Source organism: Pseudomonas sp. LBUM1648 (assembly GCF_059716145.1).
The window spans coordinates 682,195-695,607 of sequence record NZ_CP166808.1 but is presented as its reverse complement, the minus strand read 5'-3'; the positions used below and the strand labels follow the sequence as shown (position 1 = coordinate 695,607).

Sequence of the window (13,413 nt, the reverse complement as noted above, 5' to 3'; positions counted from 1 at the left end):
GTGTTTTTTAGTGTTACTGTATAACCCTAATTCGCCATTCTGCCCGCGGCCAAAAGCTGCGGGCATTCTTTTGAAGAAGTGATTCACCATCCCCGATGAACAAGTACCTCTTGTCCAGCCTCTGCCTGTTCGGCCTGAACAACGCCCATGCCGACAACCAGGCGCTGACGCTGCCCACCGGCACCATCAGCGCACCGGCCATCGACGACGCAAGCGTCAGCCTGACCACGCCAACCACCGCCGGCTCGCGCCTGAACCTCAACGCCATGCAAACTCCGGCCAGCGTCGAAAGCCTCAGCGGCGAACAGGTCCGCGCCCGGGGTGATCGCAGCGTGCAGGACGCGGTGTCGCGCAGCACCGGCATCAGCCGCACCGGTACGCCGGGCGATGGCGGCACCTCGTTGCAGGCCCGGGGTTTTACCGGGCAGAGTTCAGTGATGCAGTTGTATGACGGCAATCGCCTGTACAGCGGCATGGGCACGGTGACGTTCCCGGTCGATACCTGGTCAGTGCAGCGCGTCGATGTGCTGCGCGGCCCGGCTTCAGTGCTGTACGGCGAAGGCGCGACGGGTGCGGTGGTCAACGTGATCCCGAAGAAGCCGCTCGAAGGTGAAATCGAAAACCACGCGCGCGTCGGCTATGGCTCCTACGACACTCAGCAACAGGCCTTCGACAGCGGCGGTTCGCTGAGCGATACCCTGAGCTACCGCCTCAATCTCAATCGTCTGCGCAGCAACGGCTGGATCGATCGCGGCGATTCGTCCAGTGACTTCATCAGCGCTGCCCTGCGCTGGCAGGCCACTGATGATCTGGCGTTTACCCTCGCCCACGACTACGGCGAACAGCGCCCGCAGAATTACTTCGGCACGCCGCTGATCAACGGCCACTTCAAGGACAGCCTGCGCAACAAAAACTACAACGTGCGTGACGACAAGCAGCACTACAACGATCAATGGACGCGCCTGACCAGCGACTGGCAGATCAACGATGCCGTCAGCGCCAGTAACGAGCTCTACTACCTCAAGGCCCAACGCCGCTGGCAGAACGCCGAGAACTTCAACTTCGACGCGGGCAGTCAGCAACTGAGTCGCAGCGGTTACTTCGGCATCGGCCACAAGCAGGAACAGGTTGGTGATCGTCAGACGTTCACCTTCAAGCACTCGCTGTTCGGCCTCGATAGCCAGACCGTCACCGGCGTCGATTACAACCGCATCCGCTTCCAGCTCGACAGCAACTCGCCGTTCAACGACGTGCTGCCGAACGGTCAGCCATTGGATCTGGATCACCCACAAAGCGGGTATTTCGAGAGTGCCGATCCGTACCGCGATCAGTTCGACAGCACCACCAGACAGATGTCGGCGTTCGCCGAAAACCGCACGCAGTTGAGCGAGCGCTGGTCGTTGGTGACCGGCGTGCGTCGCGATTATGTGCATGTCGGTCGTAACGACTTGACCGATGGCAGCCAGAGCGACCAGACCCTGACCGGCAACAACTGGAAGGCCGGCCTGGTGTTTGCGCTGACGCCCGAGACGTCGTTCTACGGCCAAGTGGCAACCAGCACTGATGGCATCGGCGGCTTGATCTCTCTGAGCCCGAGCCAGCAGCAATACGATCTATCGACCGCCCGCCAGACGGAAATCGGCCTGAAGCAGTTGTTCTGGGATCAGCGTGGCGAGTTCACGCTGGCGGCGTATCGCATCGTCAAAAAGAAACTGCTGACTGACGATCCGGGCAACCCGACGCTCAAGCAGCAGGTCGGCCAGCAATCGTCCAACGGACTTGAAGCCAGCCTTGATCTGCAACTGCCGAACGCCTGGCAACTGCAGGCCAACGCCGCAATTGTGAAGGCCAGGTACGACGACTTCTCGGAAGTGGTCAACGGGCAAACCCTGTCGTATAACGGCAACCGCCCGTTGGACGTGCCGCGACGCACCGCCAATCTGTGGCTGAACAAAGCGCTTAGCGATGACCTGAAGGCCGGTGCGGGCGTGCGCTATGTCGATGCACGTTACGCCGATATGGCCAACCGTAACGAGTTGCCGAGTTACACCGTGGTGGATGCGACAATGTCGTGGCAGGCCTTGCGTAACACGACCTTGGGTTTGCAGGTGAACAATCTGTTTGACCGCCGGTATGCGCAAAGCCAATACAATGGCGGGCAGCAGTGGATCCTTGGCGAGCCGAGGTCGTTTTTTGTCACCGCTGATTACACCTTTTGATCGAAGAATGCTGCCCCTCACCCTAGCCCTCTCCCGGAGGGAGAGGGGACTGACCGTGTTGTCTGGACAAGTTGCACCGACCTGAAAGACCGAGTCGAGCTCAGGCTCGAAAAGCATGAAGATCGGCTCCCTTTCCCCCTCTCCCCCCTGGGGGAGAGGGCTGGGGTGAGGGGGATGGATCTACCGAAAAAAAATGAAATCGAGAACACACCGAACGCCCTATGACGTCACTCACCCTCACGAATCTCGCCTGGACACCCCTGGGCCACGGCCACTGCCATCACCAGTTCCAGCTGCGTGACGCCTCCTTGCAGGTGGCCGCCGGTGAGTTCGTCGGGCTGATCGGCCCCAACGGCAGCGGCAAGACCAGCCTGTTGCGATGCGCCTACCGCTTCAGCCAACCGGAACACGGCGAGGTCAAACTCGATCACTACAACGTGTGGAAACAATCCTCTCGCTGGTGCGCGCAACGCATCGCGGTGGTCTTGCAGGAGTTCCCCGATGCTTTCGGCCTGACCGTCGAAGAAGTCGTCGCCATGGGCCGCACGCCGCACAAAGGTCTGTTCGACGGCGAAACCCTTGAGGATCGAAACCTCGCGACCCAGTCGCTCAAATCCGTCGGTCTCGAAGGCTTCGAAGACCATGCCTTCGCCACGCTGTCGGGCGGCGAAAAGCAGCGGGTGATTCTTGCCCGCGCCCTGACCCAGCAACCGCAACTGCTGATCCTCGACGAGCCGACCAACCACCTCGACCCGCGCTATCAGTTGGAACTGCTGCAACTGGTCAAGCGTCTGCAAATCGGCACGCTCGCCAGCATCCACGACCTGAACCTGGCCGCTGCGTTCTGCGACCGACTGTACGTGATCAACCACGGCCGCATCGTCGCCAGCGGCACACCGCAAGAAGTCCTCACCACGGAACTGTTGCGCGACGTCTTCGGCGTCGAGGCATTGATCGACTCTCACCCTCTTCACGGCTACCCGCGAATCACCTGGATAACCCGACCATGACTGTGCGTTCCCTGCTTTGCGTTGCTCTTCTGCTGTGCAGTGCCCAAGCCTTGGCCGAGGCCACGAAATACCCACTGCCCCTTCAAAGCTGCAACCGCGAAGTGACCTTTAAAGAAGCGCCAAAACACGCGGTCAGCCATGACATCAACATGACCCAGATGATGCTCGCCCTCGGCCTCAAATCGAGGATGGCCGGTTACAGCGGCGTCAGTGGCTGGAAGTCGGTCACCCCTGAGATGCAGTCGCTCCTCGATGGCCTGCCGGAGCTGGCAGCGAAGTACCCGTCGGTGGAAACCCTGCTCAACGCCAACGTCGACTTCTTCTTCGCCGGCTGGGATTACGGCATGCGCGTGGGCGGCGATCTCACGCCGCAAACCCTGCAACCGCTGGGCATCAACGTCTATGAGCTGACCGAGTCCTGCGCGTTCGTGATGAAGCGCCCGGCCGCGACCCTGGACGACACCTACAACGACCTGCGCAACCTCGGCAAAATCTTCGACGTGCAGGATCGCGCCAATGCGCTGATCGCCGAGATGCAGGCGCAGGTCGCCGCAGTACGAAAAGACCTGCCCGCCGATAAGCCGCGCGTGTTCCTCTACGACAGCGGCGAAGACCGCGCCATGACCTCCGGCCGCCTCGGCATGCCGCAAGCGCTGATCGATGCGGCGGGTGGGCGCAACATTCTCGATGACGTCGAAGCGAGCTGGACGCGGGTCAACTGGGAGACCGTGGTCGAACACAATCCGCAGGTCATCGTGATCGTCGACTACAGCGAAATCACCGCCGAGCAGAAAATTGAATTCCTGCTGAAGAACAAAGCCCTGCAATCGATCGACGCGATCAAGAATCAGCGTTTCATCGTCATCCCGTACGTGCAGGCCACGCCGGGGATCGACAACGTGCTGGCCGTTGAAACCCTGGCCAAAGGTTTCCACGGCCAATGATCAACCGTCGCTACGCCCTGTTGCTGATTGCCCTAGGCGCCGTGTTGCTGGTGTCGTGCGTGGTGTCGCTCGGCTTCGGGCCCGCGCGGGTGCCGGTCGATGTGGTGTGGCGGATTTTGCTGCACAAGGCGTTTGGTTTTGGCGAGGTGAACTGGAGCGCTGGGCAGGAACATATCGTCTGGCTGATCCGCGTGCCGCGCATGTTGCTCGGGGCGCTGGTGGGTGCCGGGTTGGCGCTGATCGGCGCGGTGCTGCAAGCGGTGACGCGCAATCCTTTGGCCGATCCGCATCTGCTTGGCGTTACTTCAGGGGCGACGTTGGGCGCGGTGATTGTGGTGCTGCATGTCGGTGAAATCATCGGCCTGCTGACCTTGCCGATCGCGGCGTTTATCGGCGCGTTGCTGAGCATGCTGGTGGTGCTGGCGATAGCCAGTCGGCATGGCCGGCTCGACAGCGATCGCTTGCTGCTGTGCGGTGTGGCGGTGTCGTTCGTGATGATGGCGATCGCCAATTTGCTGCTGTTCATGGGCGACCACCGCGCCAGTTCAGCGGTGATGTTCTGGATGCTCGGCGGACTTGGGCTGGCGCGTTGGGAGTTGCTCGCGGTGCCGGCGGCCAGCGTGTTGCTCGGGTTGATCTTGCTGTTGGGCATGGCGCGTCCGCTGAACGCGTTGATGGCCGGCGAACAGACCGCCGTCACCTTAGGCCTGAATGCCCGGTCGGTGCGTCTGCGGGTTTTCGTCATCGCTTCGTTGATGACCGGGGTGCTGGTGTCGATCAGCGGCTCCATCGGGTTTGTCGGGCTGATGGTGCCGCACATTGCGCGGCGCCTCGTCGGCGCCGAACACCGGCGATTGCTGCCGGTGTGCGTGCTGATCGGCAGTGTGTTCCTGATCTGGGTCGACGTTGCCGCCCGCACAATGATCGCCCCCGAAGACCTGCCCATCGGCGTCGCCACCGCGGCCATTGGCGGGCTGTTCTTTATCGGCCTGATGCGCCGCCGCTGACCCACCCCCCCTCTCCCCACTGTAGATACCGTCTTGCCCCTCATCGGGCAAGGGCAATTTTCGGGTCAAATGGCTGGCCCGATTTAAGAACGGCGTAGACAAAATGTAGGAGTTTGCGCATCGCTGCACAGATGATTTGCTTGGGGGCCTTGCCGTTGGCCTTCAAGCGGTCCTTCATGGCGATGATTGCCTTGTTGTGCTTCAGTGCAACCAACCCAGGCATGTATAGACCCGCCCGAACGCGAGCCGATCCGATCCTCGAAATCACTGTTCTGCCTTTGAATTTTCCCGAGTCCTGCAGCTTTGGGTTCAACCCGGCGGCAGCGACCAGCTTGCGAGGGTCGTCATATTTACGCAGGTCGCCCAACTCGGCCAGCAGCCGCTCAAGGGTTTTCTGGCCGATACCGTCGATGGTCACGATCAAGTCGCGCATTTGGCGCATGTCTGGATCATCGTCGATGTGTTTTTTGATTGATTTGTGAGTTTCAACGATCTCTTTCTCGATGTGACGCAGCACAGAGTTGATCGAGTCTTTGACCTTTTCGTCGGATACATCCAGGCGATTGAGCTCCATTTGCTCCATTTCCTGAAGGTCATCCAAGCGACGTACCATCGCCTTTAGCTGACGATATTTCAGCGGCTCTGGAGCCCAAAGCTGAAGCTTTTCAGCCTTTTCCCGAGCAAAGTCAGCGATCAATTTGGCGTCGCTTTTGTCGGTTTTGATCCGGCGCAGCTCGCTGTCGGCGTAAGCGTGGGTCGTAGCCGGATTGACGACGCAGACCCGGTAACCCTTGTTGTAGACGAACTCGGCAAGTTCCAGGTGATAAACGCTGGTGGCTTCCATCACGATCAGAGCTGTAGGCTCGACCTGCTTGTTCAGCCAGGCGTCAAACTCTTTGAAACCTTTTGAGTCGTTAGCCAGTTTGGCCTTGGTTTTGTGCTTGCCGTTTGGCAGGTGAGTGGCGATATCAAAGGTATTTTTAGCGACATCGACGCCGACGAAATTGGACATGACCGTTTCTCCATTAATCCGTTTTCGATCATCACTGCACTCTGTCCAACCTTGCGAATGCGGGCTCTCGCCAGAGACGGGCCCAAGATACCGTTCGAACTATACGAGTGAGTGTGGAGGGCTGGAGCACGATCTACATCACAGGCAAAAAGCCTAAGGAGCTGCACGGCTTCCAAGTCCCTCCCTCGATGATCAGTCGAGAACTATCGCTCCTGACGGAGCGATAGTCGAGATACAAGGAGCTGCCGAAGGCTGCGATCTTTTGATTTTTTGCTTAAAAGACAAGATCAAAAGATCGCAGCCTTCGGCAGCTCCTACAGGTATCGGTTCGCGCCCCAATCTGGCGCGGCCGCCTGCACCAACGCTCCACCAGCGTCCCTTCATGGTGCATCGCAATCGCGCGCAAGCGCTCTAAACCGACATTTTCCTGCCCAAACCCGACCGGGCACAGCCCTTGCAAAACACCCTTCAGTCGTCCGCATCTGCCAACCATAAAAAACTTTAACGTTCATGGAGATCGCACAATGAAGCGTCGCAGTTTGATCAAGGCTTTCACACTCTCGGCATCCATTGCCGCGATGGGCATGACCTGGACAGTCCAGGCCGCCGAGACCATCAAGGTCGGGATTCTGCATTCGTTGTCCGGCACCATGGCGATCTCCGAAACATCGCTCAAAGACATGGCGCTGATGACCATCGACGAGATCAACGCCAAGGGCGGCGTCAACGGCAAGATGCTTGAACCTGTGGTGGTCGACCCGGCGTCGAACTGGCCGCTGTTCGCCGAAAAGGGCCGGCAGTTGCTGACCCAGGACAAGGTAGCGGTGGTGTTCGGTTGCTGGACTTCGGTGTCGCGCAAATCGGTGCTGCCGGTTTTCGAAGAACTCAACGGTCTGCTGTTCTACCCGGTGCAGTACGAAGGCGAAGAGATGTCGCCGAACGTGTTCTACACCGGCGCCGCGCCGAACCAGCAAGCGATCCCGGCGGTTGAATACCTGATGAGCGAAGAAGGCGGCAGCGCCAAGCGCTACTTCCTGCTCGGCACCGACTACGTCTACCCGCGCACCACCAACAAGATCCTGCGTTCGTTCCTGCACTCCAAAGGCGTGGCCGACAAGGACATTGAAGAGGTCTACACCCCGTTCGGTCACAGCGACTATCAAACCATCGTTGCCAACATCAAAAAGTTCTCGGCTGGCGGCAAGACTGCCGTTATCTCCACAGTCAACGGCGACTCCAACGTGCCGTTCTATAAAGAGCTGGCCAACCAGGGTCTGAAGGCGACTGACGTACCGGTCGTGGCGTTCTCGGTCGGCGAAGAAGAACTGCGCGGCATCGACACCAAACCGCTGGTGGGCAACCTCGCGGCGTGGAACTACTTCGAGTCGGTGGAGAACCCGCAGAACAAGAAATTCGTCGCGGACTGGAAAGCCTACGCGAAGAAACACAACCTGCCGGGCGCCGACAAAGCGGTGACCAACGACCCGATGGAAGCCACTTACGTCGGCATCCACATGTGGGCGCAAGCAGCTGAGAAAGCCAAGTCCACCGACGTCGACAAAGTCCGCGAAGCGCTGGCCGGCCAGACCTTCGCCGCACCGTCTGGCTATACGCTGACCATGGACAAGACCAATCACCACCTGCACAAACCGGTAATGATCGGCGAGATTCAGGCCGATGGTCAGTTCAACGTGGTCTGGCAGACCGAAGGGCCGATCCGCGCCCAGCCGTGGAGCCCGTTCATCGATGGCAACGACAAGAAGCCGGATTATGCGGTGAAGAGCAACTGAGTCACTGGATGTCAGCCTTGCGCTTGGCGTGGGGCTGATGCAATTCCCCTGTGGGAGCGGGCTTTTGTGGCGAGGGGATTTATCCCCGATGGGTTGCGAAGCAGCCCCCAATCCAGCAGTCGCGGTGTATCAGATTGATCGCGTCGACTGATTTCGCGACTGCTTCGCAGCCGATCGGGGTTAAATCCCCTCGCCACAAAGGCTCGCTCCCACAATGTCCGCGTCAAGGCGACTGACTATGCCCACTGCCCTCTACCGTTTTATCTGCGCCATCGCACTGTTGCTGCCGATGGCCACCCACGCCGGCGACGCCGAAGACTTCGTCGCGGCCAATCCCATGCAACAGGCCAAACTGCTCGAAGCCTGGGCCGCGCAGCCCGACCCGGCCCGTATCGAACTGATCAACGCCCTGCAACAAGGCGAACTGACCGTCGACGGCCAACCAAAAACCCTGCGCCTGAACAACCGCCTGCGGGGTCTGATCGACACCGCCATGGCCAGCCACCAATTGCTCGCCGCCGACGCCAAAATCCGTCTGACTGCCGCGCAGCAATTGCAGAAAAGCGCGAAACCCGCGCAGCTGAAATTCCTCGACCAGCAACTCGCTGGCGAAAAAGATGAAAGTGTCCACGCCGCTCTGAGCCTGGCGTTAGCCAATCTGCAATTGGTCGATACCGATCCGGCGGTGCGTCTGGCCGCCGTGCGCTTGCTCGGTGAAACCGGCGACCCACTGGCCCGCACCCGCCTCGAAGGCTTGCTCGAACCCGGTGTCGAAGCCGATGCTGGCGTGCGCACGGCCGCCGAAACCAGCCTCGCCCAGGTCAAACGCAAACTGCTGATCGGCGAAATACTCGGTCAGGCATTCAGCGGTATGTCGCTCGGTTCGATCCTGCTGCTGGCGGCCCTCGGCCTGGCGATCACTTTCGGCTTGCTCGGCGTGATCAACATGGCCCACGGCGAGATGCTGATGCTCGGTGCCTACTCGACGTATGTGGTGCAGCTGATGTTCCAGCGTTACGCCCCGCAGGCCATCGAGTTCTATCCGCTGATCGCGCTGCCGGTGGCGTTTTTCGTCACCGCCGCCATCGGCATGGCGCTGGAACGCACGGTGATTCGCCACCTCTACGGGCGACCACTGGAAACATTGCTCGCGACGTGGGGCATCAGCCTGATGCTGATTCAACTGGTGCGCCTGCTGTTCGGTGCGCAAAACGTTGAAGTGGCGAACCCGGAGTGGCTGTCCGGCGGCATTCAAGTGCTGCCGAATCTGGTGCTGCCGTACAACCGCATCGTCATCATCGCCTTCGCGCTGTTTGTGGTTGTCCTCACCTGGCTGCTGCTGAACAAGACTCGCCTGGGCCTCAACGTCCGCGCGGTCACCCAGAACCGCAACATGGCCGCTTGCTGCGGTGTGCCGACCGGACGCGTCGACATGCTCGCCTTCGGCCTCGGCTCGGGCATCGCCGGCCTCGGTGGTGTAGCGCTGAGCCAGATTGGCAACGTCGGCCCGGACCTGGGTCAGAGCTACATCATCGACTCGTTCCTCGTGGTGGTGCTCGGAGGTGTTGGCCAGTTGGCCGGTAGCGTGCTCGCAGCGTTCGGCCTCGGTATCGCCAACAAGATCCTTGAACCGCAGATCGGTGCGGTGCTCGGCAAGATCCTGATCCTCGCGCTGATCATTCTGTTTATCCAGAAACGTCCGCAAGGCCTCTTCGCACTGAAAGGACGGGTGATCGACTGATGAACCAGCCTCTGTTAGTCACGGCCACGCAAAAGGCCGGCCCGAAAGTCACGATTGCCATCGGCGCGGTGATTCTCGCGTTACTGATCGCATTGCCGTTGCTGTCGCTGTTGTCGCCGGACAGCGCGCTGCACGTCTCCGCTTACACCCTGACGTTGGTCGGCAAGATTCTTTGCTACGCCATTGTCGCCCTGGCGCTGGATCTGGTCTGGGGTTACGCCGGTCTGTTGTCCCTCGGCCATGGCTTGTTCTTCGCCCTCGGCGGTTATGCGATGGGCATGTACCTGATGCGTCAGGCCGCCGGTGATGGCTTGCCGGCGTTCATGACCTTCCTGTCGTGGACGGAGTTGCCGTGGTACTGGACCGGCACGAGCAGCTTTGTCTGGGCCATGTGCCTGGTGGTGTTGGCGCCGGGTTTGCTGGCGCTGGTGTTCGGCTTCTTCGCCTTCCGTTCGCGGATCAAGGGCGTGTACTTCTCGATCATGACCCAAGCCCTGACCTTCGCCGGCATGCTCCTGTTTTTCCGCAACGAGACCGGGTTTGGCGGCAACAACGGCTTCACCAATTTCCGTACGATTCTGGGCTTCGGCATCACTGAACCGGGCACTCGCGCGGTGCTGTTTCTGGCGACCGTACTGCTGCTGGTGGCGAGTCTGTTTATCGGCTGGCGTCTGGCGCAGAGCAAGTTCGGCCGGGTGCTGACCGCGCTGCGCGATGCGGAAAACCGCTTGATGTTCTGCGGCTACGATCCGCGTGGTTTCAAGCTGTTCGTCTGGGTATTGAGCGCGGTGCTGTGCGGTTTGGCCGGTGCGCTGTATGTGCCGCAAGTGGGGATCATCAACCCGAGCGAGATGTCGCCGACCAACTCGATCGAAGCGGCAGTGTGGGTCGCCCTTGGCGGTCGTGGCACGCTGATCGGGCCTTTGCTCGGCGCCGGTGTGGTCAACGGCATGAAGAGCTGGTTCACCGTGGCGTTCCCCGAATACTGGCTGTTCTTCCTCGGCGCGCTGTTCATCGTCGTGACCCTGTACCTGCCCAAAGGCGTGATCGGTCTGCTGAAGAAACGAGGTGAATCATGAGAGTCACGGCAAGCGCTGAATTCATGCTGGAGCCAGCCTTCTTCCCCGTCGAGCCGAACAAGGACGCCGGCACCAGCCGCGATTCCATCGGCCTCGGCCAACGCGTCGGCCCGGGCCTAGATACCCGCCACGGCACGATCCTGACCCTGGAAGACATCAGCGTCAGCTTCGACGGCTTCCGCGCGCTGAACAATCTCAATCTGTACATCGGTGTCGGCGAATTGCGCTGCATCATCGGCCCCAACGGCGCGGGCAAGACCACGCTGATGGACGTGATCACCGGCAAGACCCGCCCCAGCCACGGCAAGGCATGGTTCGGCGAAACCCTCGACCTGACACAGATGAGCGAAGTGCAGATTGCCCAGGCTGGCATCGGCCGCAAGTTCCAGAAACCGACGGTGTTTGAAGCGCTGAGCGTGTTTGAAAACCTCGAACTGGCGCAGAAGACCGACAAGTCGGTGTGGGCCAGTTTGCGGGCACGGTTGAGTGGTGAGCAGAAAGATCGCATCAGCGAAGTGCTGGAGACCATTCGCCTGACCACCTCGGTCAATCGCCCGGCGGGCCTGTTGTCCCACGGCCAAAAGCAGTTCCTGGAAATCGGCATGTTGCTGATGCAAGACCCGCAACTGCTGCTGCTCGACGAACCGGTGGCGGGCATGACCGATGCCGAAACCGAGTTCACCGCCGAGTTGTTCAAGTCGCTGGCAGGCAAGCATTCGCTGATGGTGGTGGAACACGACATGGGCTTTGTCGGCTCGATTGCCGACCACGTCACCGTATTGCACCAAGGCAGTGTTTTAGCCGAAGGGTCGCTTGAGCAGGTGCAGGAAAACGAGCGGGTGATCGAGGTTTACCTCGGCCGCTGACTTTCCCCTGTAGGAGCTGCCGGAGGCTGCGATCTTTTGATCTTGCTCTTCCACAACAAGATCAAAAGATCGCAGCCTTCGGCAGCTCCTACATTGGGACTTGAGGAGAATTTGAGAATGCTGCAAGTCGACAAGCTGCACCAGTATTACGGCGGTAGCCACATCCTGCGCGGCCTCACGTTTGACGTGAAGGTCGGCGAAGTCACCTGCCTGCTCGGCCGCAACGGCGTGGGCAAGACCACCCTGCTCAAATGCCTGATGGGCCTGTTGCCGGCCAAGGAAGGCGCAGTGAATTGGGAAGGCAAACCGATCACCACGTTCAAGCCACACCAGCGGGTACACGCCGGTATCGCTTATGTGCCACAGGGCCGGGAGATTTTCGGGCGGCTGACGGTGGAGGAAAACCTGCTGATGGGCCTGTCGCGTTTTCCCGGCTCCGAGGCCAAGGAAGTCCCTGCGTTCATCTACGAACTGTTCCCGGTGCTGTTGCAAATGAAGCAGCGTCGGGGCGGTGACTTGTCCGGTGGCCAGCAACAACAGCTTGCGATTGGTCGCGCACTGGCCAGCCGTCCGCGTTTGCTGATCCTCGACGAACCCACCGAAGGCATTCAGCCGTCGGTGATCAAGGAGATCGGCGCGGTGATCAAGAAACTGGCGGCTCGCGGCGACATGGCGATTCTGCTGGTCGAGCAGTTCTACGATTTCGCCGCCGAACTGGCCGATCAATACCTGGTGATGTCCCGGGGTGAGATCGTCCAGCAGGGTCGCGGAGAAAATATGGAGGCCGAGGGTGTGCGTGGGCTGGTAACCATCTAACCTGTAGCTTCCTAACGATAATTAGAAAATATGAACTCGACTGTCTCACCTGCCCTGTTTACCCCGAGCTGGCACGCCGAGCTGGAGCTGGCCTACGCCCGTTTCGGCGACTGCACGCGCCCGGTCATGCGCCGCCACCTCGGCCCGCTGCGGGTGCAAAAGCATCTGTACGCCGAGGGCCCTGAGGTCTGTCAGCACATCATCGTCCACCCACCGGGCGGGATTGCCGGCGGTGATCGGCTCAATATCAGCGCCCGTGTCGAACAAGACGCCTGGGCACAGATCACCAGCCCCGGCGCAGCCAAGTGGTATCGCGCGGCGGGCCCCGCTTATCAGAAGCTCGACTTGAAGGTGGCTGCCGGGGCGACACTGGAATGGTTGCCGCAAGAGACCATCGTCTACAGCGCCGCTCAGGCTGAACTGACCACCTCGATCGATCTTGAGGGGGATGCGCGGCTGTTCTACTGGGATGTGGTTGCGCTGGGTCGACCGGCCAGTGGCGAGCGTTTCGACCTCGGGCACTTTCAGAGCCACCTGGATATTCGTCGCGATGGTCGATTGCTCTGGCATGAACGCCAGCGCATTGTCGGCGGTGACGGTTTGCTCGATTCGCCGATCGGGCTGGATGGGCAACCGGTGTTTGCGACGCTGTTGGTCACTGGCGAAATTGATGCCGAACTGCTTGAGCGCTGCCGCTCGCTGGGGCATGAAGTGCGCGGGGATCTGACGCAGCTGCCGGGACTTTTGGTTGCCAGGTGTCTGGCCAGTGAGGCGTTGTTGGCGCGGGGCTGGTTGATTGATTTGTGGCGATTGCTCAGACCCGCCCTGCTAGGACGCGAAGCCCAGCCCCCACGAATCTGGAACACCTGAAATGCATTCCCCTGTAGGAGCTGCCGAAGGCAGCGTACGTCTCAATCATTTCTAACTGC

The 13,413-nt window shown here is 60.4% G+C and carries 11 protein-coding genes; 10 read left to right on the top strand and 1 reads right to left on the bottom strand.

Features of this window, described 5'->3' with window-relative positions; all coding sequences use genetic code 11:
• The first annotated feature begins 95 nt into the window (after positions 1 to 95).
• The 4 genes from ACA043_RS03025 to ACA043_RS03010 all read left to right on the top strand — a co-directional run bounded on the left by ACA043_RS03025 (position 96) and on the right by ACA043_RS03010 (position 5,180).
• Positions 96 to 2,219: a TonB-dependent receptor gene (locus ACA043_RS03025; protein WP_497658592.1), complete on the top strand. Its 2,124-nt coding sequence runs from the start codon at positions 96 to 98 to the stop codon at positions 2,217 to 2,219.
• Between the two features lie 221 nt (positions 2,220 to 2,440).
• The gene (locus ACA043_RS03020; RefSeq protein WP_497658591.1) at positions 2,441 to 3,229 is read left to right on the top strand and encodes an ABC transporter ATP-binding protein; all 789 of its coding nucleotides are present in this window, start codon (positions 2,441 to 2,443) and stop codon (positions 3,227 to 3,229) included.
• On the top strand, positions 3,226 to 4,173 hold the full coding sequence (locus ACA043_RS03015; RefSeq protein ID WP_497658590.1) for an ABC transporter substrate-binding protein: 948 nt from the start codon (positions 3,226 to 3,228) through the stop codon (positions 4,171 to 4,173). Before ACA043_RS03020 ends, ACA043_RS03015 begins: the two co-directional genes overlap by 4 nt.
• Complete coding sequence (locus ACA043_RS03010) at positions 4,170 to 5,180, top strand: FecCD family ABC transporter permease (RefSeq protein WP_497658589.1); 1,011 nt, start codon at positions 4,170 to 4,172, stop codon at positions 5,178 to 5,180. The genes ACA043_RS03015 and ACA043_RS03010 overlap by 4 nt, the downstream gene beginning before the upstream one ends.
• Before the next feature lie 40 nt (positions 5,181 to 5,220).
• On the opposite strand, the gene ACA043_RS03005 is transcribed toward ACA043_RS03010, so the two are convergent.
• A complete protein-coding gene (locus ACA043_RS03005; protein WP_497657778.1) occupies positions 5,221 to 6,192 on the bottom strand; it encodes an IS110 family RNA-guided transposase in 972 nt (323 codons plus the stop codon).
• Between the two features lie 524 nt (positions 6,193 to 6,716).
• Between ACA043_RS03005 and urtA the strand changes: the two genes are divergently transcribed.
• The 6 genes from urtA to ACA043_RS02975 all read left to right on the top strand — a co-directional run bounded on the left by urtA (position 6,717) and on the right by ACA043_RS02975 (position 13,354).
• Positions 6,717 to 7,982, top strand: a complete 1,266-nt coding sequence (gene urtA / locus ACA043_RS03000; RefSeq protein ID WP_497658588.1) for an urea ABC transporter substrate-binding protein — start codon at positions 6,717 to 6,719, stop codon at positions 7,980 to 7,982.
• Positions 7,983 to 8,220: 238 nt separating this feature from the next.
• The gene (gene urtB, locus ACA043_RS02995; RefSeq protein WP_497658587.1) at positions 8,221 to 9,723 is read left to right on the top strand and encodes an urea ABC transporter permease subunit UrtB; all 1,503 of its coding nucleotides are present in this window, start codon (positions 8,221 to 8,223) and stop codon (positions 9,721 to 9,723) included.
• A complete protein-coding gene (urtC, locus tag ACA043_RS02990) occupies positions 9,723 to 10,802 on the top strand; it encodes an urea ABC transporter permease subunit UrtC (protein ID WP_187678548.1) in 1,080 nt (359 codons plus the stop codon). The genes urtB and urtC overlap by 1 nt, the downstream gene beginning before the upstream one ends.
• A complete protein-coding gene (gene urtD / locus ACA043_RS02985) occupies positions 10,799 to 11,668 on the top strand; it encodes an urea ABC transporter ATP-binding protein UrtD (RefSeq protein ID WP_008078129.1) in 870 nt (289 codons plus the stop codon). The genes urtC and urtD overlap by 4 nt, the downstream gene beginning before the upstream one ends.
• Before the next feature lie 117 nt (positions 11,669 to 11,785).
• Positions 11,786 to 12,484, top strand: a complete 699-nt coding sequence (urtE, locus tag ACA043_RS02980) for an urea ABC transporter ATP-binding subunit UrtE (RefSeq protein WP_008031204.1) — start codon at positions 11,786 to 11,788, stop codon at positions 12,482 to 12,484.
• A 30-nt stretch (positions 12,485 to 12,514) separates the two neighbouring features.
• The gene (locus ACA043_RS02975) at positions 12,515 to 13,354 is read left to right on the top strand and encodes an urease accessory protein UreD (RefSeq protein WP_497658586.1); all 840 of its coding nucleotides are present in this window, start codon (positions 12,515 to 12,517) and stop codon (positions 13,352 to 13,354) included.
• Positions 13,355 to 13,413 lie beyond the last annotated feature (59 nt).